21 protein-coding genes are annotated in these 24,217 nt (G+C 39.8%); 12 read left to right on the plus strand and 9 right to left on the minus strand.

Annotated features, from left to right (window positions below; genetic code table 11):
* The first annotated feature begins 159 nt into the window (after positions 1-159).
* The 3 genes from ACF8FD_RS15630 to ACF8FD_RS15640 all read left to right on the plus strand — a co-directional run bounded on the left by ACF8FD_RS15630 (position 160) and on the right by ACF8FD_RS15640 (position 4,579).
* Positions 160-1,962, plus strand: coding sequence for an acyl-CoA dehydrogenase C-terminal domain-containing protein (locus ACF8FD_RS15630; RefSeq protein ID WP_279678790.1), 1,803 nt, complete (start codon positions 160-162; stop codon positions 1,960-1,962).
* Between the two features lie 197 nt (positions 1,963-2,159).
* Entirely contained in the window at positions 2,160-3,941 is a 1,782-nt protein-coding gene (locus tag ACF8FD_RS15635) for an acyl-CoA dehydrogenase C-terminal domain-containing protein (RefSeq protein WP_004983588.1), read from the plus strand.
* A gap of 140 nt (positions 3,942-4,081) precedes the next feature.
* Entirely contained in the window at positions 4,082-4,579 is a 498-nt protein-coding gene (locus ACF8FD_RS15640; RefSeq protein WP_004697744.1) for a phosphate-starvation-inducible protein PsiE, read from the plus strand.
* 70 nt (positions 4,580-4,649) lie between these two features.
* Here ACF8FD_RS15640 and ACF8FD_RS15645 read toward each other — a convergent pair whose 3' ends face one another.
* Positions 4,650-5,105 (minus strand): RcnB family protein, encoded by a 456-nt coding sequence (locus ACF8FD_RS15645; RefSeq protein WP_279677556.1) that lies wholly within the window; start codon positions 5,103-5,105, stop codon positions 4,650-4,652.
* 193 nt (positions 5,106-5,298) lie between these two features.
* Here ACF8FD_RS15645 and ACF8FD_RS15650 point away from each other — a divergent pair, with 193 nt between their 5' ends.
* On the plus strand, positions 5,299-5,751 hold the full coding sequence (locus tag ACF8FD_RS15650; protein WP_234304501.1) for a hypothetical protein: 453 nt from the start codon (positions 5,299-5,301) through the stop codon (positions 5,749-5,751).
* 93 nt (positions 5,752-5,844) lie between these two features.
* Here the strand turns inward: ACF8FD_RS15650 and ACF8FD_RS15655 are convergent, their stop codons facing one another.
* Both ACF8FD_RS15655 and znuD read right to left on the minus strand, forming a co-directional pair.
* Positions 5,845-7,308: a phospholipase D family protein gene (locus ACF8FD_RS15655; RefSeq protein WP_234304500.1), complete on the minus strand. Its 1,464-nt coding sequence runs from the start codon at positions 7,306-7,308 to the stop codon at positions 5,845-5,847.
* Between the two features lie 104 nt (positions 7,309-7,412).
* Complete coding sequence (gene znuD, locus ACF8FD_RS15660; protein ID WP_114392706.1) at positions 7,413-9,446, minus strand: zinc piracy TonB-dependent receptor ZnuD; 2,034 nt, start codon at positions 9,444-9,446, stop codon at positions 7,413-7,415.
* Between the two features lie 138 nt (positions 9,447-9,584).
* Between znuD and ACF8FD_RS15665 the strand changes: the two genes are divergently transcribed.
* The 5 genes from ACF8FD_RS15665 to ACF8FD_RS15685 all read left to right on the plus strand — a co-directional run bounded on the left by ACF8FD_RS15665 (position 9,585) and on the right by ACF8FD_RS15685 (position 15,295).
* Positions 9,585-10,349 (plus strand): DUF4184 family protein, encoded by a 765-nt coding sequence (locus ACF8FD_RS15665; protein ID WP_114392704.1) that lies wholly within the window; start codon positions 9,585-9,587, stop codon positions 10,347-10,349.
* A 151-nt stretch (positions 10,350-10,500) separates the two neighbouring features.
* Complete coding sequence (gene aspS / locus ACF8FD_RS15670; RefSeq protein WP_234304499.1) at positions 10,501-12,285, plus strand: aspartate--tRNA ligase; 1,785 nt, start codon at positions 10,501-10,503, stop codon at positions 12,283-12,285.
* 319 nt (positions 12,286-12,604) lie between these two features.
* A complete protein-coding gene (locus tag ACF8FD_RS15675; RefSeq protein WP_114392700.1) occupies positions 12,605-13,489 on the plus strand; it encodes a lysophospholipid acyltransferase family protein in 885 nt (294 codons plus the stop codon).
* 151 nt (positions 13,490-13,640) lie between these two features.
* The gene (locus tag ACF8FD_RS15680; protein ID WP_114392698.1) at positions 13,641-13,862 is read left to right on the plus strand and encodes a hypothetical protein; all 222 of its coding nucleotides are present in this window, start codon (positions 13,641-13,643) and stop codon (positions 13,860-13,862) included.
* A gap of 368 nt (positions 13,863-14,230) precedes the next feature.
* A complete protein-coding gene (locus tag ACF8FD_RS15685) occupies positions 14,231-15,295 on the plus strand; it encodes a hypothetical protein (protein ID WP_228254476.1) in 1,065 nt (354 codons plus the stop codon).
* A 7-nt stretch (positions 15,296-15,302) separates the two neighbouring features.
* Here the strand turns inward: ACF8FD_RS15685 and ACF8FD_RS15690 are convergent, their stop codons facing one another.
* Positions 15,303-16,022: a putative nucleotide-diphospho-sugar transferase gene (locus tag ACF8FD_RS15690; protein ID WP_114392694.1), complete on the minus strand. Its 720-nt coding sequence runs from the start codon at positions 16,020-16,022 to the stop codon at positions 15,303-15,305.
* A 414-nt stretch (positions 16,023-16,436) separates the two neighbouring features.
* Here ACF8FD_RS15690 and ACF8FD_RS15695 point away from each other — a divergent pair, with 414 nt between their 5' ends.
* Entirely contained in the window at positions 16,437-17,339 is a 903-nt protein-coding gene (locus ACF8FD_RS15695; protein ID WP_114392691.1) for a glycosyl transferase, read from the plus strand.
* A 69-nt stretch (positions 17,340-17,408) separates the two neighbouring features.
* Complete coding sequence (locus ACF8FD_RS15700) at positions 17,409-18,338, plus strand: lipopolysaccharide biosynthesis protein (RefSeq protein ID WP_234304498.1); 930 nt, start codon at positions 17,409-17,411, stop codon at positions 18,336-18,338.
* 37 nt (positions 18,339-18,375) lie between these two features.
* Here ACF8FD_RS15700 and ACF8FD_RS15705 read toward each other — a convergent pair whose 3' ends face one another.
* From ACF8FD_RS15705 to ACF8FD_RS15720, 4 genes are read right to left on the minus strand one after another with little or no spacing between them, the layout of a single operon-like run.
* Positions 18,376-19,299 (minus strand): glycosyltransferase family 32 protein, encoded by a 924-nt coding sequence (locus ACF8FD_RS15705; RefSeq protein WP_078425685.1) that lies wholly within the window; start codon positions 19,297-19,299, stop codon positions 18,376-18,378.
* Positions 19,300-19,342: 43 nt separating this feature from the next.
* Positions 19,343-20,101 (minus strand): glycosyltransferase family 25 protein, encoded by a 759-nt coding sequence (locus ACF8FD_RS15710; RefSeq protein WP_078425684.1) that lies wholly within the window; start codon positions 20,099-20,101, stop codon positions 19,343-19,345.
* Positions 20,098-21,081, minus strand: coding sequence for a Stealth CR1 domain-containing protein (locus ACF8FD_RS15715; protein ID WP_058870288.1), 984 nt, complete (start codon positions 21,079-21,081; stop codon positions 20,098-20,100). Before ACF8FD_RS15715 ends, ACF8FD_RS15710 begins: the two co-directional genes overlap by 4 nt.
* 35 nt (positions 21,082-21,116) lie before the next feature.
* The gene (locus ACF8FD_RS15720; protein WP_279678798.1) at positions 21,117-21,887 is read right to left on the minus strand and encodes a glycosyltransferase; all 771 of its coding nucleotides are present in this window, start codon (positions 21,885-21,887) and stop codon (positions 21,117-21,119) included.
* Between the two features lie 174 nt (positions 21,888-22,061).
* On the opposite strand from ACF8FD_RS15720, the gene ACF8FD_RS15725 reads away from it, so the two are divergent.
* Entirely contained in the window at positions 22,062-23,231 is a 1,170-nt protein-coding gene (locus ACF8FD_RS15725; RefSeq protein WP_279678800.1) for a nucleotide sugar dehydrogenase, read from the plus strand.
* A 51-nt stretch (positions 23,232-23,282) separates the two neighbouring features.
* Here ACF8FD_RS15725 and ACF8FD_RS15730 read toward each other — a convergent pair whose 3' ends face one another.
* Positions 23,283-24,209 (minus strand): branched-chain amino acid transaminase, encoded by a 927-nt coding sequence (locus tag ACF8FD_RS15730; RefSeq protein ID WP_004983545.1) that lies wholly within the window; start codon positions 24,207-24,209, stop codon positions 23,283-23,285.
* Between the last annotated feature and the right edge of the window lie 8 nt (positions 24,210-24,217).

Genomic DNA, 24,217 nt, shown 5'->3' on the forward strand with positions numbered 1-24,217 from the left:
ATTTATTTGACTTTACAGTCACCAAGAAAAGCACCTGAACCGCTTGTACCAAATTAGAAGATGTTGCACGATTAAGTTATTCCAATCCGTGTCAAAGAAGACACGTTTTTATGTTTATTAGGATTATAAGCTGGTTAAACCAGTATTGAGGAAACCGATATGCCACAATACAAAGCGCCCTTACGTGATATGCAATTCGTACTGCATGAGCTATTGAATGCAGAAGAACACTATTCTAAATTGCCTGCATTTCAGGAAACCGTAAGCCGTGAATTGGTTGACCAATATTTAGAAGCTGCTGCAGATTTCTGTGAAAACGAATTGTCTCCAATCAACCAAAGCGGCGACCGCGAAGGTTGTACTTGGAATGATGGCGTTGTTACCACGCCAACTGGCTTTAAAGAAGCGTATCAAAAATATATCGAACTTGGCTTCCCGTCTCTTTCTGCTGAAGAACAATACGGCGGTCAAGCATTACCTGTTTCTTTGGGTAACGTGATTTCAGAAATGGTCGGTACTGCAAACTGGGCATGGGGCATGTACCCAGGTCTTTCTCATGGTGCAGTTCGTACTTTAGAACATCACGGTTCAGCTGAACAAAAAGATGCTTACTTACCAAACCTTGTTTCAGGTGTTTGGACAGGTACGATGTGCTTAACAGAATCACACGCTGGTTCTGACTTGGGTATTATCCGTACTAAAGCTGAGCCACAAGCTGACGGTAGCTATGCAATCACTGGTGAGAAAATCTTTATCTCAGCGGGTGAACATGACATGGCTGAGAACATTGTTCACATTGTTCTTGCTCGTCTTCCTGGCGCACCTAAAGGCACCAAAGGTATTTCTTTATTCATCGTACCGAAGTTTAACTTAAACGCAGACGGTAGTGTGGGTGAGCGTAACGCGGTGCGTTGTGGTTCTATCGAACACAAAATGGGTATCCATGGTAACTCAACTTGCGTAATCAACTTTGACAATGCAAAAGGTTTCTTGATTGGCCCTGAAAACCGTGGCTTAAACTGCATGTTCACTTTCATGAACACCGCACGTATTGGTACTGCTGTTCAAGGTCTTGCTGCATCTGAAGGTGCATTCCAAGGTGCTTTAGCATATGCGAAAGATCGTTTAGCAATGCGTTCACTTTCTGGTCCTAAAGCACCAGAAAAAGAAGCCGATCCAATTATTGTTCACCCTGCTGTTCGTAACATGCTGTTAACTCAAAAAGCATTTGCTGAAGGTGGTCGTGCACTGGTTTACTTATTGTCTCTACATGCGGACGTGGTTGAGCAAGGTGCAACGGAAGAAGAGCGTAAATCTTCTGACAACATTTTGTCACTCCTTACCCCAATTGCAAAAGCATTCTTGACTGAAACAGGTTCTGAGTCTGCAAAACACGGCGTTCAAGTATTTGGTGGTCACGGCTTTATTTCAGAGCATGGCATGGAACAAATCGTTCGTGATACACGTATTGCGTGTTTATACGAAGGGACAACTGAAATCCAAGCGCTTGACTTGTTAGGTCGTAAAGTTTTGGGTACTCAAGGTGCAATGTTGAAAGACTTCACTAAGATTATTCACAAATTTGTTGAAGCAAACAAAGACAATGCTGCAATGAAAGAGTTTGTTGAACCTCTTGCTGCTCTAAATAAAGAGTGGGGCGACTTAACCATGCAAATTGGTATGAAAGCAATGCAAAACCCAGATGAAGTGGGTGCTGCTGCGGTCGATTACCTCTACTTCTCTGGTTATGTAACGCTTGCTTATCTATGGGCACGTATGGCACTTGTAGCACAAGAAACATTGGCTGCAGGTACAACTGACGTTGACTTCTATAATGCGAAAGTCACGACAGCTCGTTTCTACTTCAAGAAGATCCTTCCACGTGTTCGCTCACACGTTGACGTGATTGCTGGTGGCGTAGAACCGTTACTTGCATTAGATGCAGAGCACTTTGCATTCTAAGTAGTTAATAACTAATTCGATATTCGAAATAGTTGTACTCTTGAGTACAGAAATGAAAAAGGACAGTCATAGCTTTGGCGGTCCTTTTTCTTTATAAATAGAGCGTTATTTCGCTTGGGTCATCTGACAACACTCTCCGTTGTTAATTAAGTTGTCCTAAGTCTACAGAGATTCAAACAATAAACAGGTGAACGAACATGCCAATTTATAATGCCCCACTTGCGGATATGAAATTTATCCTCAATGACGTTTTCAATGCAGATCAGTTCTGGCAGTCTAATGAAAATCTAGCTCATGTAGACAGTGCGACGGCTGAAGCGATCCTCGAGGAAATGGCTAAATTTGCGCAGAACGTCACCCTACCTTTAAACCGTACAGGTGATGAAGAAGGTGCAACATTTAGCAATGGCGCAGTGACTACACCTGCTGGTTTTAAAGAAGCGTTTAAGCAATATGCTGAAGGCGGCTGGATTGGCTTAGCGGCTGATGAAGAATGGGGCGGTCAAGGCATGCCAAAAATGCTGACAGTTCTTGCAGATGAAATGCTGTTCGCAACTAACCCATCATTCATGCTCTACCCGCTTCTTTCTGTCGGTGCTGGCATGGCGCTGAACAGCTACGCATCGCAAGAACAAAAAGAAACCTATTTACCTAAAATTTACTCAGGCGAATGGTCTGGGACCATGTGTTTAACCGAGCCTCATGCAGGTACCGATTTAGGCATTATCAAAACTAAAGCTGAACGTAACGAAGACGGCACCTATAACATTACAGGGACCAAAATCTTTATTACTGGCGGTGACCACGACTTAGCTGAAAACATCATTCACTTAGTTTTGGCAAAAACTCCTGATGCACCTGCGGGTTCACGTGGTATTTCATTATTCATCGTGCCTAAATTCCTAGTGAATGCAGATGGTTCTGTAGGCGAGCGTAATGCGGCAGGTCCAGGTTCAATTGAACACAAAATGGGGATCAAAGCGTCTGCAACTTGTGTAATGAACTTTGACGGTGCCAAAGGTTACTTGGTCGGTAAAGAAAATGAAGGCCTTGCGGCAATGTTCGTGATGATGAACTACGAACGTTTATCGATGGGTATTCAAGGTTTAGGCGCATCTGAATTTGCTTACCAAAATGCTGCACAGTACGCAACAGACCGTCTACAAGGTCGTAGCGCGTCGGGTGTTCAATCGCCTGCTAAACCTGCAGACAGCATTTTAGTTCATGGTGATGTGCGTCGTATGTTGCTTAATGCACGTGCGAACAACGAAGCATCTCGTGCATTTGCAGTTTACGTGGGTCAGCAACTGGATATCACTAAGTTCTCAACAGACCCTGAAGCAGTAAAAGCAGCCAATGACCGTGTTGCCTTATTAACCCCTATTGCAAAAGCGTATTTAACAGATACTGCATTCCAAGCAACTTTAGATGCACAAATGGTCTTCGGTGGTCATGGTTATATTCGTGAATGGGGCATGGAGCAATGTGTACGTGACTTACGTATTGCACAGATCTACGAAGGCACCAACGGCGTTCAGTCTCAAGATTTAATCGGTCGTAAAACCATTAAATGTGGTGGTGCATTCATCGCAGACTACATTACTGAAATCCGTGACTTTGCTAACAGCTTAGACGCGGACCTAAACTTCATTAAAGATGCAACACTCGATGCAGCAACTGAAGTGGAAGAAGTGACCAAGTATATCCTTGAACGTGCTGCTGAAAGTGCAGAGTTCCCGAATGCTGCAGCAGTAGATTACTTACATGCAGTCGGCCTACTTAGCTTTGCCTATATGTTTGCAAGAATTGCCAATGCTGCAAAAGCTAAAGATGGTGACTTCTATCAAAACAAACTTGCGCTTGCAGCTTATTTTGCTCAACGCATTTTGCCTGAAATCGACTTACGTATTGCAAAAGTAAAAGCAGGTGCAGAAGTCATCATGAACTTCTCTGAAGACTACTTCACCAGCCAAGCTTAATCGCTTAATGACTGAATAAAAAAACGCCTGCTTCATCAGGCGTTTTTTTATGGCTCAGCTTTATTTTTGCTTTTATACGTCATGTGCATGAAATTTGCTTATGATGCAATAAACCACAATCAACATATCAGGAGGCAGCCATGACTAACCGTGACCCTAAAATAGAGAAAATAGAAACCCTCCTCGATAAACTGGGCAATACTGCAGTAGAAAGTTTTCACTATGTGGCTTTATTTATTATTGGCTGTATGGTGATTTGGTCGGCAGGACATACCGTTTATGAGATCCTGACCATTAAACAATATGCCTCAATTGATGATATTTTACTGTTATTCATCTACTTAGAACTGGGTGCAATGGTCGGGATCTATTTTAAAACCAACCACATGCCTGTCCGCTTTTTAATTTATATCGCAATCACTGCCCTCACCCGACTTTTAATTTCCGATATCCAGCATGACCACAAAGCGGATATGGATTTGGTGATTATTACGGGTTCAATTTTAATTATGGCGGTTGCAATCTTGGTAGTCCGTTATGCATCGTGGAATTATCCTTCAGTAATTCGGGATAAACATGCCGACAAGCCTTTGCCTGAAGGGAAAACACCACGCCCACAAGATGATGAACTCGCTTAATTCTTTATTGACCACTAAAAAACCCTCCGTCTAAACAACGGAGGGTTTTCTGTATCAAGCAAAGATTCATTTATTTTGAATCAGGTTCTAAAGCGTAACGTCCATTTTCATAGATCCAGTGCATACCTTCAGGTGGGTCTGGCAATCCCAAACGTCGCCAATCGCTAATCAACACATAATCACGGCTTTCAATACTGGAGTCGCCATCCACATACACATAGCTATTGGTTTCCTGACTATAGGTTGAATAGCTGGGCGCTCGGTAAATAATACTCACACCGGGTCGCATTGGATATCCGCCATGTGATGGATGGTGCGGAGGTGGTCTGTGATGAGGGGGTTCAATTTGAGGCGGTGATGTAGGTCTGGGCATTGCACCTTGATACGGTCCAGCATAGGTTGGGAAACGCTGGGTTTGCGAAGTCAGCGGTTTTCCATAATAACGCGTCGCGGGTTCAGCAAAACTCAGTGCAGGAAATAAGCTGAGTAAACTTATTCCATAGATTATTTTTAAATATTTCATCATCTTCCTCCACTGAGGTGAATATCTTTATTTTAAACCTATTTTATGGATAAAAAATGTACAAGCCATCAATTTTGGATCACTGACCATTATCACCACTATAAGGTATGAAGCAGGATTCCTTTGAAAAGCAAAAAACATATATGTTTTCAGTTTATACTTAATCTTTGTTTATAAATGTATTGGATGAACAATCGTGGCTGAATTAAGTTTTGATCGACTCTATGAATATTTTGCAAAAGTGCCCAGTATTCAAAAAAATCTGATTGATGCTTATGGCACAGATGGAAAAAGTGCATGGTGGTTTAAGTTTCAAATTAATGTAGATCACCCGTTGGCATGGCAAACGGTACAAGAGCTGGGACATGTACTGAACTATATTTCGAAAAATGAGCGCCTACCGACGCAGTTTTTACCTGTATCACCGCCGCCGTATATGAATGGTGAAGCTAAACAATTCTTGGCATGGGTCATTCAGTGTAACCATCCTGACTTTCCACCTGATGTCATTTGTGACTGGTTAGAAGCACGTCTACCGAGCCCAGTGGAAGATGCCGAAAAATGGAAAATCAAAACCGATCTACATGAACTCGATAACATGACCGATAAAGATTTGGATCAAATCATCCCGCCGAATCCTGAACAGTAAGTCCAAATAAAAAAAGCGCATATTGCGCTTTTTTTATTTTAGTTTTTCTCTTACCTAGCTGTGCTACGCCTTTTCTAACAAGGAAAAAAATCTCTAAAACGTCGACAAACCACTCCATTCCATAAAGCGGTATAGCCCATATTTGAGTTTTGACTCATCTTTATATTGCTCATAGCCCACACTCATTTGACGACCATTTAAGTTCGACCATGCCCCATCAAAATATTGCTGTGTATCTATAAACACCGCTGCATTAGACTGGCCAATCACACGTAAATTGGTCTCTAAGTTATAATTCTTCAAATTCCGTGCGGTAAAATTCGCAGAACCTAAAATAAGCTCGGCTTCTTGCGCATGGCGTTTTAAAATCATTTTGCTATGACACTGCTCTCCTTGAGTATTACACCAACGTACTGTAATACCTGCATCGTTAAGCTCAGACGCAACTTGACGATTAGGAATTCCATTCTTTTGACGACCAAATGCATCTTTATTGGGGTCGAGTAAAATCCGAAGTTTAACTCCACGCTTCTGTGCATCTTTTAAAGCATTGATAATTTGACGCTCAGACAAATAGAACATCGCCAAATCAATCTGGTCATTGGCTTTTGCCGTATTCAACAAATTGAGGGTTGCATCTAGAATTGCTTTTTCAGTCAGCACCTGTACCTGCGGTTGAGATGGATTTCCTGCAATTTCGCCTAGAATCACCATTGGTACATCGCCCTGAGACATATGTGCTACAGTTTGCTCTGTTTTCAACACATCAATTGCGGTATTGCCTGTCACCAACAGCGCCACATTGGAATGTCGTGAACTTCCATCATGTGGATTCGCCGATGTGACCAAGGTTTTCCAACCTTCAACGGTATCGACCACCAAAGTTTTGCGGTGATTGGCTTTAAAGTTAAATAAGTTTAAATAACTACGTAGAGTGATTTTTTCATCCCCAAACGGGTTTCTTAACCAACCACCGTCGGGATTATTGCCTGCATTTTGACAACAGATATACCAAAAACCAGACCAAATGGGATTCGAGGCGCGGAGCGGACGTAAATCGGTTTCAATTACATCCACGCCTGCCTGACGTAACTTACGGTAATGCTCAGGTAATAGTCCGCCATATACTGAGTTAATCGGGTCGGTAATGACTTTGATTTCAATATTCGGATGTAAGCTTCGCTTGACAATTAACGCATCGGTCAGCTGACGAGTCAAAGCACGTTGTGATGCTTGAGATGTTCCCACTTCATCGTTAAACAAGAACATATCCAACACAATCGTGGTTTGTGCATCTTCAATCAGTTGAAACACTGCGTCGAAAATATGATGATCTTGTTGCTGCTTGCCTTGTGCATCGATATAGGTTTGATCTGCAATAAATTTGACATCGGCATGACGTAACTTGCCCGTATAGTCCAGCCCATCAGGCAGTGGTTTAACGCTATGGTAAACTGCGGAGGTTAAATAAGTCAGAGCCAATAAACCCACCACGACACCGACATAACGGGTCGATGTCCAGTTGAGTTTTTGATGTAATTTTCGAAAGATACGCATAACAAAAAACCTAATCCAATATACTCAGACTAGGTTTTATTGTTTGATTTTTCAAGAGGATTTCTGTTGTCGAACGCTTTGCTTAAATCACTTTAAACAGCGTCTTAGAAACTAAAGTCCAGTCCAACTGTGAAGTTACGCCCCACTTGCGGAATGGTCGATAAGAAAGAGGTATGCGAATAAACCGTCTCATCTAAGAGGTTATTGGCTTTGAAATACACGCGATAATCATTGCCCTGCATATACTGACCATTATACGCCAAGCCCAGATTCACCATGTTATAACCCTCGGTTTCGGTCTCATAGCTTGCAATTCGATCTTGCTCAAACACATGGTAGTACTCTGCCGTTCCTGACCACGTGTCACTAAAGTTAGCATTCACTTTTGTTCCTAAACGGCCAGCAGGCACCCGTGGAGCATTTTCATTGTCAATTTTGCCACGTACATAATCACCAAAGACACTCATTTTATAAACATCATTGAGGGTATAAGAGGCTTCTGCTTCCGTCCCATAAAAACGTGCTTTGTCTTGGGTGTAGTCCACTAGACGGAAGTTTTCGTAACGGTAGGCAGTTTGAGCATAAATGTAGTTGTCATACCAGTTGTGGTAAACATGAACATGATAATCAATTTTATCCGTATCGTAATGGAAACCTAACTCTAAGTTATTGGACTTTTCGACATCGAGATTTTCATTGCCACGTTCATAGGTATTGGTTGCAAGATGCTTACCATCAGCATAAAGCTCTTGCGCCAAAGGTAAACGCTCTTGATGTGATCCAACCAAAGACAGCTTATAGTTCGGTGCAAACATCCAATTCACAGCACTCGAATAGGACACGGCATAATCATCATAGTCTTTTCGATTGGACTCAATATCAATGGTCTGATGATCGACACGTGCCCCTAACTCAAAATGAAAGTCATTCCACTGCTTATGTTCTAAACCAAATACGCTCCACTTTTGCGTCTTGGCCGGTTCTAAAATAGACTCTTCACCAGTGATATCTAGTTTTTGTTGATTGTACTGTACGCCAACCACACCTTCCCAATCCGCAATCGGCTGATGCACCATTTCTAGACGCGCATCATAACCTTTACTTTTAAAGGTAGTTGCAACACTATCGCCTTCAATTTCATCATGTTGGTAGTCGGTATAACTGGCATGGGCACGTAACTTCTCAAACCCTGCAAGCGGATTTAAAATTTCTGTACGGAAGTCATAACGCTCCGACTTTAAATCAACCCAAGGCCCTGTCTCATGTTCGTCGCCATAATCTTCCTCACCACATCCAATTAATAAATTACCTGATACAGTGCAACTTTCATATTCATGGCTGTGCCCAGGTAAACCGTATTGATCTTGACGGTTGGTATAGGCGATACCCGCAAAACCACGCTCACCAATCCATGAACCACCAACACTGACAGTTTCGCCTTTGGCAAAGGTATTTCCGACACGACGTTCTTTTTCGAGTTCACCCTCATGCTCATGGAAATAGTTCGGCGCAATATAGTCATTCGCTTCACGCTTTGAACCTTCAACCCGTAGAGCAAACTGACTGCCCAAAGCAACCGTCGCCCCAGCACTGGCCAACTTTTCATCACTGCCAGAGTTGTAGCGTAATCCAGCCGTACCTTCTAAACCTTTTTCAGGCATGCTGGTTGGAATTTTTTGATCGGTGACATTGACCAAACCGCCCACGGTACCTGCACTATATAACAGGGTTGAAGGGCCACGGATGATTTCAATTTGCTTGGCCAAAATCGGATCGACCGTCACGGCATGGTCTGGCGATAAACTCGAGACATCAGCAGTTTCTGAAGCATGTTGTAAGACCTTCACGCGAGGGCCATCTTGACCACGAATCACGGGGCGGCTTGAACCTGAACCATATTGATTTGAATATACGCCTAGCTCATCGGCCAAAGCATCCCCAATGGTCGGTGCGCGTTCTTTTAAACTTTTTTGCTCGATGACCTGATCGGCGACTGCAAAATCAGCAGCGGTCTGAACGAGTGGATGTGCTTGGCTGGTCAACGTTTCAAGTTGTTGTGTTGTTGTGTCATCTGCAAAAACGGCAGGTGTGACCACCGCCAAAATAGAGAGCGTTATCAAATTTTTATGGAAAGACATGGAACTCACTCAAGCGTACAATTTTTGAATATTGTTATAATATAACATTTCAAATTCATTGCAATAAAAAACATTCCAATCGTAGAAAAAAGATAAACTGCCCTATCCATCTAAGTCGATACCAACGCCAACAGATCAATGCCCTTTACCATTTCACATGCCGTTCTCGCGCCTCCTTTAGCCAAACTCAGTGGTGACCGATTACCCATTGCTGCCATTGCCATTGGCAGTATGACCCCTGATCTTTATCGACTGTTTACACAAGCCAATTCAAATACTACCCACTACTGGACTTCACTGATTCACCCCGATCTTTGGATTGGACTCAGTTTTTGTGTTTTGTGGTACGCGCTATTGCGGCCCTGTTTTTATCGTTTTTTAGGTATTCAGCATGAGTTAAGGCTGAGCAGTATGCTGCGTTTTTTTAAATTTTCTGTGGCCGTTATTCTCGCGATCCTGCTGGGTACAGCAACGCATCTGTTATGGGACGGACTCACCCATGCTGACTTCCGCACCTTGTTTGGACATGCATTTTTAAGCCAAAAGATCTCTTTGTTAGGGCACGGCTATCCGCTACACCGCATTTTACAAATTGGCACATCGGCACTGGCTTTGCCCTTGTTGGCGTGGATGGCTTGGCGCTATTACCAAACCTATCAGCAACATTTTCCAGTGAGTTTAAAAATCAAACGCTTTGCAATTGGACTGTTCATACTGAGCCTTTTAGGCGGTTTAGTCAGTGTTTGGGACTATGCACGTTATATCCCCACGCAAGTGTGGCAGTCAGACCTGTATTATTTTACGGGGCGAAGTATTAATGAATTTAGCCAAGTCGCTTTGCTAATTCTAATCTTTGGCTGCATTCTGTTTTTATTTTTAGATCGAGACTATCGTTTAGGCTGAATTTAGACCAACGCTTAAATGCTATTTCATGCCTTTTTTAAGCTATACCTTGAGAGTCAATGCCCAAAGAGGCATAATCCTACCTTTATTTCTGGCGGTACGCTGTTTACGTATTCGCTACCTTTAGCCATATAGTTGGATTTTTAACGCCATGATGCGAACTCATTACTGCGGTTCTTTAACCGAAGCTCAAATTGATGAAACAGTAACTCTCTGCGGTTGGGTACACCGTCGCCGTGACCACGGTGGTGTCATCTTCCTTGATATGCGTGACCGTGATGGTCTTGTGCAAGTGGTTATTGACCCAGACACTCCTGAAGCATTCGCAACTGCGGACAAAGTACGTTCAGAATTCGTATTAAAAATTACAGGTCGTGTACGTCGCCGTTATGCAGGCACAGAAAATACCAATATGGTAAGCGGTCAAATCGAAGTTTTAGGTAAAGAAATCGAAGTTCTTGCTGCATCAGAAACTCCGCCGTTCCCATTGAATGACGACAACACCAATATTTCTGAAGAAATTCGTTTGAAATACCGTTTCTTGGACATCCGTCGTCCTGAAATGTTAGATCGTTTACGTTTCCGTTCTAAACTAACCAACCTCATTCGTAACTATTTCGAAGACAATGGTTTCTTAGACGTTGAAACTCCGATTTTAACCCGTGCAACGCCTGAAGGTGCACGTGACTACTTAGTGCCAAGCCGTGTTTCAAATGGTAGCTTCTACGCACTTCCACAATCACCACAATTATTCAAACAATTGTTGATGGTGGGTGGTATCGATCGTTACTACCAAATCGCAAAATGTTTCCGTGATGAAGACTTACGTGCAGACCGTCAGCCTGAATTCACCCAAATCGACGTTGAAACATCGTTCATGAGTGACGATGACATCATGGATTTAATGGAAACGTTGACCGTTAAGATGTTCAAAGAACTTCTTGATGTTCAATTCGATAAATTCCCGCGCATGACCTATACAGATGCTATGCGTGACTATGCATCGGACAAACCAGACTTACGTATTCCTTTGAAATTGGTTGACGTCGCAGACCTAATGCAAGAAGTTGAATTCAAAGTATTCGCAGGTCCTGCTAAAGATCCTAAGGGTCGTATCGTTGCATTACGTGTTCCGGGTGCAGGTTCTTTACCGCGTAGCCAAATTGATGAATACACCAAATTTGTCGGCATCTACGGTGCAAAAGGTTTGGCTTACATCAAAGTCAATGAACTTGAAAAAGGTATCGAAGGCTTACAATCTCCAATCGTGAAATTTATCGAGCCAATCGTGCTTGATCTATTGAAACGTGTTGGCGCAGAAAATGGCGATATCGTGTTCTTCGGTGCAGACAAAGCTAAAGTTGTAAACGATGCCATGGGAGCTTTACGTATTAAAGTTGGTCATGACTTGAAGATGTCAACTTGCGAGTGGGCACCGCTTTGGGTGGTTGACTTCCCAATGTTTGAAGAAACAGATGATGGCAAATGGACTTCTGTTCACCACCCATTCACACTGCCTAAGTCAAGCGTTGAAGATGTGAAGAATAACCCAGGTGCTGCACTTTCTGTGGCTTATGACATGGTGTTAAACGGTACTGAAATTGGTGGTGGTTCACTACGTATTCATAACCTAGAAATGCAAAAAGCAATCTTCGAAGCTTTAGGTATTGGTGAAGAAGAAGCCGAAGAGAAATTCAGCTTCTTGCTTAATGCTTTACGTTACGGCGCTCCTCCTCATGGTGGTTTAGCATTCGGTCTAGACCGTTTAGTCATGCTCATGACAGGTGGTGCTTCTATTCGTGATGTGATTGCATTCCCGAAAACCAAGACTGCTGAATGTCCATTAACGCAAGCACCTGCTCCAGTTGAATCAAATCAACTACGTGATTTAGGTATTCGCTTACGTGAAAAACCAAAAGCTGAAGAAACCAAATAATCTTTAGATTTTGATTAAAGAAACCCTGCCATGTGCAGGGTTTTTTCATTCAAGACCAGACCATCCATTCCATAGATATTATTTTCGCTTCAAATTTTCCAAAATTTCTTTTGAACTTTTGATCTATCCCCCTTACAGTGATTCACGATAGTCTATATTTTATTGCAGCCGTTCTTGCACTGAATCACTCTATTGATTTATTCATATATTTTGTTCTTAAGACGCTCATCTTTTTTTGATTTTATCTATCTTAGATTTTTAAGTCTCTTTGCAAAATTTTCTCTCATCTCATCTTTTAAAAAGATTTCTGAGTCAAAATATGGCTATTTATTATCTACTTAAAATCATCTCACTTTTTCCATTGTCTTTTTTACAATACATCGCACGCGGAATTGCGCACCTGCTTTATTATAGTGACTCTTCAATTAAGCGTATCACCACCATTAATCTGCAGTTGGCCTACCCTGAACTCGACCCAATAACACTCCAGAAACGCGTTCATCTCAGCATTCAAAGCCAGTGTCAGACCTATATTGAATTTTTAAAATGTTGGGGAATGCCACCACAATACAACCTAGATTTATTAAAAAATATTCATGGGGAATCCGTTCTAACAGAGGCTTTAGCCAATAAAAAAGGCGTAATTGTGGTCATTCCGCATTTTGGCTGTTGGGAGCTGTTAAATGCATGGTTAAATGTCTATACGCAACCAATGATCATGTATAAACCCTATAAAATTAAAGGGATTAACCGCTATATTTTAGCTGCACGCCAAAAGTTTAATGCCACACTAGTTCCCACCGATGAAACAGGTATCCGCAGTATCTTCAAACACTTGAAACAAGGTGGGCTGACCGTGATTTTACCGGACCATCTACCAAAACCTAGCGGTGGTATTTATTCATATTTTTTCCAGCAAAATACTTTGTCCACGACACTTGTCTCTAAAATGGCGGCTAAAACGCAATGCAATGTGATTGGATTAAGTTGTATTCGTAATGCTGGCGCAGAGGGTTTTGATGTGTACTGTACTGAGTTATCTCAAGATATTTTATCGAAAGATCTACAGTTATCTGTGGACAGTTTAAATCTTGCCATGCAAGACATGATTAACCAAGCACCTGAACAATATATATGGTCCTATAGACGTTTTAGAAATTGTTATGGCAATATCAATGCTTATCGGATACAGCCACCAATGTAGGCTCCACAAACCAGCACGTGATTTCAAGAATTTTGAAAGAATAATTTATACTATTTCCTAACGGCCTGAATAGAATACTTTTATTCATTTGAGATCAATTCTCAGCAGTGGCATAATAGCGCATTGTTTTAGATAAGTTGTGAGCAACCAAATGGCTATGCGTCCTGAAGTCCGTCGTCGTGGTATTGTGCTAATTGTTTTTGCAATCGTGCAATGGTTTTTCATGCGCTATATTTTAGACAATCAATTATTTAATTTAACCACCTATGACCGTATTGTCTTTTTCTGTGTAAGTAGCCTTGCGGGTGCTTTTGTCATTTTTGTCGGCTTAATTTATATGGTCTTGAAAGGAAATGCGGATAAGCCAGAGTAATTATATTGCTCTCTAAATACACTTTTTTGTTGATGGTCAAGCTAGCAATTATGTATAGCAACAGTACCGTCAAGGCGGTGCCTATTGCTTTTGCTCAGCATACACAAACATGTATTCGGAAGCCAAAAAACCTTTAATTTACCTATAGATATTGGTCTAATTAAATCTCCAGTTGTCTAATAATGATTGAATATGCTTATTAAACATAAACTGATCACAAAAATACACACACATGACCATACAGTCAGAATCGCAGCTAAATATGGTATACAGCCTAGAGAGATATCCAAAAATATAAATTTCTTTTAGGAAGCTTTATCCCCTTAGCCGTCGTATAAATAGATTGAAATCCTTATGAGACAGACATCATGACCTACAAAATAATCTTAGTGATGCCCAGCCATAGTAATTTTGCGACTGCTATTCAGAAAAATTTAGAATTCCATAACTTTGAAGTCAAATTCATTAATAGCTCACCTGAAAATATTCAAAAAATTAAACTGCCACGATGGATAAATATCTACACACTTTTCCGAAAATTATTCTTGGCTGATTTTTCATATAAAGATAAAGCAAAAGATGCCATCAAACAGCGAATCATTGCCGAAGAAATTTCCAAGGCTTTACAGAATAATACCTTTGATTATGTACTCGTCATACGTCCAGACTTAATTGATAGTCGACACTTAAAAATATTAAAAGCATGTTCAAATCACCATTTTATTGGCTATCAATGGAATGGCATAGAACGCTTTCCTAAAACATTATCATCCGTTGATTTATTTGACCATTTTTTTGTATTTGACCCAGAAGATTTATCAAACCCGGACTACAGAAACTACAAGTTTCAAGGCTGTACCAATTTCTATTTTGACATGTACTCCCCAAAACCCAAGCTACACACAGGTACTGTTGCCTACTTTGTAGGTCTACATTTTGATGACCGCTCTCAACCGATTGATCATTGTGCACAAGCGCTTATTGAGCACGGTATTACTTTAGATTTCAATATTAAATTTCGCCATGGTGATCAAGCAGATGCGCAAACGCAATATCACACTCAAGAAATAAAATTTATCAACCAAAATATTGACTATGAGGATAACCTTCAACATATTAATCAAGCAGATATATTGGTAGATGTAGTCAATCCAGTGCATAAAGGATTATCTTTCCGCACCTTTGAAGCACTGTATTATCAAAAAAAATTAATCACAAACAATGCGCAAATACACAATTATGATTTTTACCATCCCAATAACATTCTGATTTGGGATGGTAAAAATTTAGATACATTGAAAGACTTTTTAGACAGTCCTTATGTCGCTGTAGATACACAAATTCGTGAGAAATACAGCTTTGGCAACTGGATCAGGTATATTTTAAAAAAGGCCCCCTACCAGCAGATCCAACTCCCTCTACAGCACCCCTAAACACCATTTACATGAGGTCTTGAAGTTCAAGCTGTATATCAATTCCCAATTGCTTTGCCCGTGCGTTAACAACCGCGTGGCGCGTCAAAATTTTTCGTGTACTTTTTGCTAATGTGGTTGAGCGCATAAACCAACGGTAGAACGCGTTTCTACGCTGATATTTTTGCACCCAACGCATGTCTCTACTCGCCTGTAATTGCTCGATAATCGGTTCAACTGTATCACCGTATGCTTTACGTGATGTGTCAAAAATAAAGTTATACTCGGGCGGTAGCTTTTTGAGTGTAACGCGTTTTTCTTCGACCCATGCATCCAGTAATTCCTGCAATACAACCTGATCCCAACGGCCAGGCTCAGCCAGCTGTCTTTTTTCCCATTCATCAACCAATAAACGCGCATTTGGAGTATCGTTGATAAACAGCGTGGCACTAATTAAACGATTATTATGAATATAGTGCACAGCAATATCTTCTGTGATTGATTCAAAATAAGGTCGAATATCTTCAAGAATGATCGCATCGGCATCAATATACAAAATTGGCCCTTGTAGCTCATGTCGAACTTTTGCGATATAACATGGCTTAAAAGCTATAATTTTTTGCCAATCATCTTTGGAAAAGCTTTGAAAATGCACATCTATACCAAATTTATTTGCCGAGCATTTTAAAATATCCGCATGCTTTGTATATAACTTATCGTCCGTATGGAAACCAAAAACTGTTAACATTACCGATCCTGTAAAACCTGAAGAAACACTCAAGGTTATTTTATATTTAATTACAAATACTTAAATCTATAAATCATCTAACACTTACACTTAAAATTTAACGTATAAATGTGGACATCACAGAGAAAGTATTTCTATTCTCACTCAAAATAATCCGCCAAAATCATAAAATACAATGATGACCAAACTCAATCTAAGGAAGAGCTCTAACTCATATCCATATATTAGTTGAACCTACCAAACTCATCAATTTAAAGCGACCAATCACATCATATATCTCTAGCGGCACCGCATTCAGCAAGACACTATTTGCAAAAAACTACTACGCAGAACTAGCTTTTAGCACTTATAATCCTATTATAGTTATAGCGATGACTTTGTATTAAAATCTAATTATATAAAACGGTGTGTAAGATGACTCAAACAATTCAAGTATTTGTAGGTTGTGATCCCAATAATTGTGACTTAGAACAAATGATGGTTCTTGAATATAGTCTTCGTAAGCACACTTCGCATCCTGTGAATATTACTTGGATGCAACTGAGTCATGACACAAACAGCCCTTGGTATACCAATCAGGAGACTGGTGAGGGATGGCGTACTGAAAAATGGGCTACTCCTTTTTCTGGTTTCCGTTGGGCCATTCCTGAATCGTGTAACTTCGAAGGCCGCGCAATTTACATGGATGCCGACGTCATTGTACTTTGTGATATTGCAGAACTTTGGTCTCATCCAATGCAAGACGATGCCATTGTTATCGCTAAGGGCGGCAAAAGCTCAGCGCGTCTATGTACTTGTGTATGGGATTGTGAAAAAGCCAAACAATATCTTCCAACATTGAAAGACATTCAAGCCAATCCAGATGCACATAAGAATTTAATGCGCCTTCTAAAAGAAAAACCAAATCTCGTACAACCTTATCAAGATTCTTACAATAATATTGATGGCGAAGGAATGTCGATTGAACAAATCAAAATTCTACATTACTCAGATATGGGCACGCAGTTCAGTCATAAGTATTCATTAACTCGTCTTGAAGCAACAGGCCAAAAGCACTGGTTTGATGGTGAAATCATGCCTCACCCTAGGGCAGATCTAATAGCACTTTTTGATCAATATTATGACGAAGCGCTAGCTGCTGGATATAAACCAGAACAATATATGATTGAACCTTTTGGTGCTTTTACCAAAGCAACTCAAGCCAACTATCACGGCAATAAAATTACACGCCCAGGGCAGAAAGAATCTTGGTTCACTCAAAAGCTCAATAAGTTAAAGTCTAAACTCAGTAGCAACAAATTTAGACTAGATGACTAAAGCTTAAAGTGACTGTTTTAGTCACAACTTAGCCTATTTTTTAAAACGTTCAACCTTAATGACTTATTTATGATTCCTAAAAAGCTACAGACCTTACAATTATTTTTTTCAAACTTGTGTTTTAGAAATATTTATAAAGTCGTTTACAAACTGAGTCATTCAAATCAATACAAACATAATCGCCGTTTTTGGCCGTATTATCAGGTTGAACGTGATACTGAAAATGGCTTACAAAAACTTTTTTTCAAACAGAAGTTAGTCGTCGATAATACGCAAGCCGTTTGTACAAAAAACAAGCTATGCATGATGATTGCAACTGGGCCATCAGTCCAACAGATCCCTCCCGAAGCTTTTACCCGCTCCGATATAGATTATGTTGGATTAAATGGCGCAATTTCGATGCCTAATGTTGTGTTTAAGCATTATGTCATTATTGACCACAATTTCGTTGAGAGCCGTTTTGATTTGGTGTTGAAAGTTCTCAATAGCAATTGTACGTTTTACACTACGCCACGTTGTTTAGATCTGATTTTACGAAAAGTTTTATTTCAGGATATCCAATGCAGCATTAGAGTCGTAGAACCTATTACTCGCGGTGAAATTGAACCAATCTTACAGCCTAAAAAAGCTGTCGACATGCAAAAAAATTATTTCTTTACCCACAATGAATTGGGCTTTTCAACTCAAATATATACCGCAATCTTTGATTATTTTACTGTGGCCTATGTTGCACTACAGATTATTCACTCACTCCGCTATCAAGAGATTTACTTAGCTGGGTTAGACATGAATAATTTTTCCCAGCCCCGTTTCTATGAGAGTGCTGAAAATAAACAACCAACGCTTTTAGACAGATCATTAGATTTCACATTACCAGCTTTCGACTTAGCGGCACAGTTTTTTAAGGCTCAAGGAATTACCGTATATAACCTTTCTGAACATAGTGCTGTGGAAGCATTTCCAAAAGTAAATGCAAAGGACTTATTTAAATTCCAATAAAATACACCCGATTCAAGGCTATTTTTTCGAGTGCTGACTAAAAATCCAAAAGTGAGTGCTTGAAATATTGCCCTCGCGCAAAATGCTTATCCAATATCTGACGCTCTTTCCCTGCAAGTTTTATGAGATTCGGATACTCATCTGGAGCCTCACAAATAGCCAGATCAATTAGGGTCTTTTCCTTGACCCATTTATTCTTCACTTGATAGAAAAATGCATTCTCATCACAATTGATTAAAACCATACTCGGCGATATATCACGCATCACTTTCTGACATGCAACATAAGCCACGAGGTATTCTAAGCGACCTATATGCTGGAAATAATCTTGAGAATTATCATAGTTAGATTGAATATATTGAATATATTGTTTTGGCCCGATTTCAATAGCGCTAAAGAGTTCCTTAAACCATAATTGATAAAATGGATTGTGTGCTACGCTAGCCAGCAACCAGTTTTCGATTACTGGATAATCAGCTAATATGGTATTTTTTTTCCGATAATAGGCAAAACTTTGCGTTTGTGTTTGCTGGATGAGCTTTTCAATCCAATCTAATTTTTTATAAATAATAATACTCGCATCCAACCAAATTCCACCATAATGATAAATTAGGTCGAACCGAATTAAGTCTGCACGTTGTTGAGATGTTGCCTTCTGCAAAATAGGTGAAGTTAAATCAAAACTTATAAAATCCGCAACATTCTTTGGATTTAATAAATTCACGGTATAGTCAGGATGTAATTTCTCAATACGATCAATACAATGCTGAACCAAAGCTGGCATATTCCCTTCCCAATAGATCCATATCTTTTTAGGTAATTGAATGCCTTGATTCTCTAGCTTAGCCTGTAAAACAATCTGATCTGCATAGTTATCTATGGCATCACATTTATTTCGTTGTTTTAAATTAAGCAGTGTATAAAACTTTAAAATATAAAATAACTTTTTAAAAATTTTCATTTTAGTCGATCATTTAGCCTTGTATCGAAACACCTTAGGACAATTACAAATACTTATGCTTCACTGCATAAAATTTGTCGCGCCACATTCGTTTTTGTTTTTTAATCCCATAAGAAAAGCTTCGACCTTCTTTTTCTTTACGAGAAATTCCTTGTGCGGCTACAGTTCCCAAAATATCACTGTCTAAACCAGCGGGCCTTACCAAGGCTGGCCATACACTCAAACCTTTACCATTTTTACTGAGCCAGGTTTGGAAAAAAATATCAACAGGCATGGTCATTGATTTTCCTGCTTGTATAAATGCTTCTGCACCTTTGCGCGACCAAACTAAACCGAGACCACGAATAGGAAAATAAAAAGCGTGCCATAAACTCATGCCATCAATATTCGTAATATCTTTGCTCAGTTTTTTCTTTTTGGCTGCAATATTAATCAGATACCAATCCAGCTCTTTATGCTGATCGAGATACTCAATCACACCATCAAGTTTGTCTTTGAAGTCTTGGTTGATTTTCATATCATCTTCAAGTACCACCAAATAATCAGCATCCGTACTTAAAAATTGTTCCGCACAGCCATAATGACTTAAATAGCAGCCCAATTCTGAATTCATCAATCTGCGACCGAGTACGTCGTTCGCCCCTTGATCATCGTAGTTTGCAAATTCAGTTAAATCTTTACCACGACCATCGACTGCAGAAAAGCGCTCAAAAGGCCAGTTGACTTGATTCAGCTGCTGCGTTGCTCGCTCAAGTCGTTCTTGACTGCCATCCAAATTAATCAAATAAGTAACAACTTTCATGATGGACTCTTAAAAGCAATAGATTTAGGTAAATAGTCTTTAAATTTCAAATTCAAAGCTGATGATATTTTTTGAAATTGTTTCTCTTCAAATTGATCTAAACTTTGGATACAACCAAATTTAACATTAGAATTATTCAAATTTTTTAAAAATAATTCAATTGATGTTTCATTTTTCAAATATGCAATTTCGATATCATTAAAAAGCTCAGCTTGTTTGTACTTAATTTTTAAATGATTATTGAGCCCTACAGGTAAAAACTGTAAGGCACTACGAAAACGATAGGAAATTTGCTTTTCTAAAACAGATGGATGGGCTTCAAAGTATTTTTGAAATAATATTTTATCTAAAACATGTGGTCGATGATGAATCTCAAAATAGCGGCTCATCCCACACAACTCCGCACTCAACATCTGAGCAACCGTATATTTAGGCGCTAAGGGTTTAGCAAAATATTTATTCAACCCTTTACGTATATTAAATTTAGTTTTAACTAATAAATTATTAGACCAGTGCCCATAAATCTTAATATAATCATCGAGCAAGAAATCACTGATTTTAGATGGTGCATTAAAGAAAAAATCGTCATTTAAATAAATGAAATATTGCGATAAATTTGGAATATTCCAAAGCATCGTTTCAATTGTAAGTGAATTGAAAGTAGGTAAATACTGTTGGTAATTTCTAAATATTTCTTGATGATCAACCACTTGAATTTGACCAGAGCGACATAGCCCCTGCGCTTCAAACTCCCCAACAAAACTCGGCTGTTGGTGATCAGTTATAATGTAAATCGTTCCACAATACGGAACATATTTCAGAATTGAAGCAATCGAAAAATAGATTTCATCATTATGGGCAAATCGAGTGTCTTCCGCTGCACCTTTTACAACATTTTCAGGTTGAAATTGTTGACGTTTCAATCGATGATTTTCATCACTTCCATCAACCCAAGCAATAACAAAATCTAGTTTTTTCATAATTTTCTAATCAAAAGTAAACCAACATTGGGTTTTTAATGCCAAGCCTCTTTAATCCAATCTGATGGCAAGACGTAACGATACCACTTGCCACCACCACCATTTACTGCATCAGGTGGATTAATTTCCCCATGGAAAACAATAATTTTTGCACCTTCGGGTTTTACGGGTGCTTTAAAGTACGCCAAAGGTATTTTTTGCAAGCAATGATACTTATAACTTTTACACCAACTGTCAGGCCAGTAAGAGAGCTTTTTCTCTTGATCGACATACCAAGACAAATAAGCTTGCTCATTGCGGAACTTTTGACGAATTTCATCAAAATGCTCACGAAAATATGGCATCAATCCTGGAAAAGCACCCAACTTAAAACGGTAAACTGAACTATTCCCCGTAATACGCCAAGGACGCTTCCAGTCATGAATAATCAGAAAATCCCCAGAATGGGTAAAGAAACTATCGATGTTATCAACAATCACGACATCCAAGTCTAAAAAGAGCGCATTGCCTTTTAAACCATAAAGATCTGGCTCAAACGTAGACAATTTATTCCAGCCACGTTCAGGGCTTCCCTCTGGAAGTGCTAATGGAGGAATAGGAAAACACTGTACAGCAGGATCAATGCCATCGGTACGGTCAGTTAAACACACCATTTTAAAGTCAATAGTAGTGTGGCGTTTTACCATGTTATACAAGCGATTAACGTAGTCCGAACCATATTTGGTTCCCCACTTCATACACAGCACAATATTCTGATTTTGTTGCTCTGTCGTATTTAAAACGTCATCATTTTCATGTACAGACATGCTTGAAATTACCGATCTACATAGTACTTCGCATCATAACATAGTCTAGGTTTGATTGAAGATTAGAGCCATAAAATCCCCAGTAATTACACGGTAACTAAACTGAAATGTATTGTTCATTTACGTGACATCTTGCTCCTGCACCGTATTATAAAATAATTCAGAATCAACAGAATGAAAATTACAGTGGTCGGTTTAGGCTATGTTGGACTCTCTAATGCTTTGATCTTAGCGCAACAGCACTGTGTCACTGCATTTGATATCGATGAAAATCGTATTCATCAGTTAAATCAAAAAATCTCCCCAATTCAAGATAAAGACATCTCATTATTCCTAGAAAATGACAACATTCATTTTAAAGCAACATCAAATAAAATAGACAGTTACATCAATGCTGAGGTTATTCTCATTGCAACACCCACCAATTACGACCCCATCACCAATCAATTTGATACTTCAAGTGTGGAGCAAGTCATTCACGACATCCAACTCACTAACCCGCTTGCGACCATCATCATTAAATCAACAGTGCCTGTCGGCTTTACACAAAGAATGCGACAGCGATTTAACACAAACAATATTATTTTTTCACCTGAATTCTTACGTGAAGGCAAAGCACTTCAGGATAATCTTTATCCTTCTCGAATTATTATAGGAGAGCAATCGGAACGTGCTGAAACATTAGCACAACTCTTTCTTAATAGTGCTATTAAAAAAGACTGCCCTGTACTATTTACTCATTCGACTGAAGCAGAGGCTATCAAATTATTTGCCAATACTTATCTCGCCATGCGTGTTGCTTATTTCAATGAACTTGACACCTATGCTCAAGTTTTTGATTTAAATACTCGTCAAATTATTGATGGCGTGTGTCTTGATCCGCGTATTGGAAAGTTTTACAACAACCCTTCTTTTGGCTATGGCGGATATTGCCTTCCTAAAGACACTAAACAACTTTTAGCAAATTATGAGCAAGTCCCAAGTAACTTAATTCAAGCAGTTGTAGATGCAAATAGAACCCGCAAGGATTTCATTGCTGAAACGATTATTCATAAAAATCCCAAAGTGGTTGGCATCTACCGTTTGGTCATGAAATCAGGATCTGATAATTTCCGCTCATCCGCAATTTTAGGGATTATGCGCCGAATTAAGGCGCAAGGCATCAAGGTGATTATTTACGAGCCAAATATTTCAGAAAAAAAATTTGCTAATAGTAAAGTTATTCGCGATCTAAAAAAATTTAAGCAAGTAGCTGACTTAATTATTAGCAATCGTCAAACATCAGAACTAAATGACGTCCAAAATAAACTCTACACTCGAGATATTTTCGGTATCGATGACTAAACTGAAGACCAACAAAAAAGGGCTCCGAAGAGCCCTTTTCCACCTAATTACTTATTTTACATAAGTTAACCAGTGTGCGTATTTCGGGTCTTTACCCTTAACCGCATTAAAGAATGTGGTTTGAATTTGTTCAGTAATAGGACCACGCGTACCTGAACCGATTTCACGGTCATCATATTCACGAATAGGCGTCACTTCTGCAGCTGTACCTGTAAAGAATGCTTCATCTGCAATATAGAATTCATCGCGTGTAATACGACGCTCAACCACATCATAGCCCAAGTCTTTTGCGATGGTAATAATGGTTTGACGTGTAATACCATCAAGCGCACCACCCGCGATATCTGGCGTATGTAAAACACCATCTTTCACCAAGAAGACGTTTTCGCCAGAACCTTGGCATACATAACCTTGAGGATCGAGCAACATTGCTTCATCATAACCTGAATGCGCCACCTCTTGGTGAGCCAAAATCGACAAGGTATAGTTACCTGACGCTTTTGCTTTACACATCGTCACGTTTGGATGATGGTGAGTAAATGATGAGGTCTTCACACGAATACCTTTCGCCATTGCTTCGTCACCAAGGTACGCACCCCAGCTCCACGCAGCAACCACCGCATGAATCGTATTGTCTGTTGCAGCAATACCTAATTTTTCAGAACCAATAAAAATAATTGGACGCAAGTAGCAAGACGCTAATTTATTTTCACGAACCACATCAATTTGAGCTTGCTCTAGTGTTGCTTGATCAAATGGGACTTTCATTTGATAAATTTTTGCAGAGTTCAATAAACGCTTAGTGTGTTCTTTTAAACGGAAAATAGCCGTGCCATTCGGTGTTTCATAGGCACGGACACCTTCAAACACACCCATGCTGTAGTGCAAGGTATGTGTTAGTACGTGAGTTTTTGCCTCACGCCAGTCAACCAATTGTCCATCTTGCCAAATAAAACCATCACGATCAGCCAAATTCATGACACACA

Origin of the sequence: Acinetobacter sp. TYF_19, from assembly GCF_043105125.1 — a bacterium.
Taxonomy (GTDB): domain Bacteria; phylum Pseudomonadota; class Gammaproteobacteria; order Pseudomonadales; family Moraxellaceae; genus Acinetobacter; species Acinetobacter johnsonii.

What these genes read in the sequence shown, in the direction of transcription:
- ACF8FD_RS15630 (WP_279678790.1), top strand. Translation starts at nt 160, where the DNA reads ATGCCACAATACAAAGCGCCCTTACGTGATATGCAATTCGTACTGCAT.
- ACF8FD_RS15635 (WP_004983588.1), top strand. Translation starts at nt 2,160, where the DNA reads ATGCCAATTTATAATGCCCCACTTGCGGATATGAAATTTATCCTCAAT.
- ACF8FD_RS15640 (WP_004697744.1), top strand. Translation starts at nt 4,082, where the DNA reads ATGACTAACCGTGACCCTAAAATAGAGAAAATAGAAACCCTCCTCGAT.
- ACF8FD_RS15645 (WP_279677556.1), bottom strand. Translation starts at nt 5,105, where the DNA reads ATGATGAAATATTTAAAAATAATCTATGGAATAAGTTTACTCAGCTTA.
- ACF8FD_RS15655 (WP_234304500.1), bottom strand. Translation starts at nt 7,308, where the DNA reads ATGCGTATCTTTCGAAAATTACATCAAAAACTCAACTGGACATCGACC.
- znuD (WP_114392706.1), bottom strand. Translation starts at nt 9,446, where the DNA reads ATGTCTTTCCATAAAAATTTGATAACGCTCTCTATTTTGGCGGTGGTC.
- ACF8FD_RS15665 (WP_114392704.1), top strand. Translation starts at nt 9,585, where the DNA reads ATGCCCTTTACCATTTCACATGCCGTTCTCGCGCCTCCTTTAGCCAAA.
- aspS (WP_234304499.1), top strand. Translation starts at nt 10,501, where the DNA reads ATGATGCGAACTCATTACTGCGGTTCTTTAACCGAAGCTCAAATTGAT.
- ACF8FD_RS15675 (WP_114392700.1), top strand. Translation starts at nt 12,605, where the DNA reads ATGGCTATTTATTATCTACTTAAAATCATCTCACTTTTTCCATTGTCT.
- ACF8FD_RS15680 (WP_114392698.1), top strand. Translation starts at nt 13,641, where the DNA reads ATGGCTATGCGTCCTGAAGTCCGTCGTCGTGGTATTGTGCTAATTGTT.
- ACF8FD_RS15685 (WP_228254476.1), top strand. Translation starts at nt 14,231, where the DNA reads ATGACCTACAAAATAATCTTAGTGATGCCCAGCCATAGTAATTTTGCG.
- ACF8FD_RS15690 (WP_114392694.1), bottom strand. Translation starts at nt 16,022, where the DNA reads ATGTTAACAGTTTTTGGTTTCCATACGGACGATAAGTTATATACAAAG.
- ACF8FD_RS15695 (WP_114392691.1), top strand. Translation starts at nt 16,437, where the DNA reads ATGACTCAAACAATTCAAGTATTTGTAGGTTGTGATCCCAATAATTGT.
- ACF8FD_RS15700 (WP_234304498.1), top strand. Translation starts at nt 17,409, where the DNA reads ATGATTCCTAAAAAGCTACAGACCTTACAATTATTTTTTTCAAACTTG.
- ACF8FD_RS15705 (WP_078425685.1), bottom strand. Translation starts at nt 19,299, where the DNA reads ATGAAAATTTTTAAAAAGTTATTTTATATTTTAAAGTTTTATACACTG.
- ACF8FD_RS15710 (WP_078425684.1), bottom strand. Translation starts at nt 20,101, where the DNA reads ATGAAAGTTGTTACTTATTTGATTAATTTGGATGGCAGTCAAGAACGA.
- ACF8FD_RS15715 (WP_058870288.1), bottom strand. Translation starts at nt 21,081, where the DNA reads ATGAAAAAACTAGATTTTGTTATTGCTTGGGTTGATGGAAGTGATGAA.
- ACF8FD_RS15720 (WP_279678798.1), bottom strand. Translation starts at nt 21,887, where the DNA reads ATGTCTGTACATGAAAATGATGACGTTTTAAATACGACAGAGCAACAA.
- ACF8FD_RS15725 (WP_279678800.1), top strand. Translation starts at nt 22,062, where the DNA reads ATGAAAATTACAGTGGTCGGTTTAGGCTATGTTGGACTCTCTAATGCT.
- ACF8FD_RS15730 (WP_004983545.1), bottom strand. Translation starts at nt 24,209, where the DNA reads ATGAATTTGGCTGATCGTGATGGTTTTATTTGGCAAGATGGACAATTG.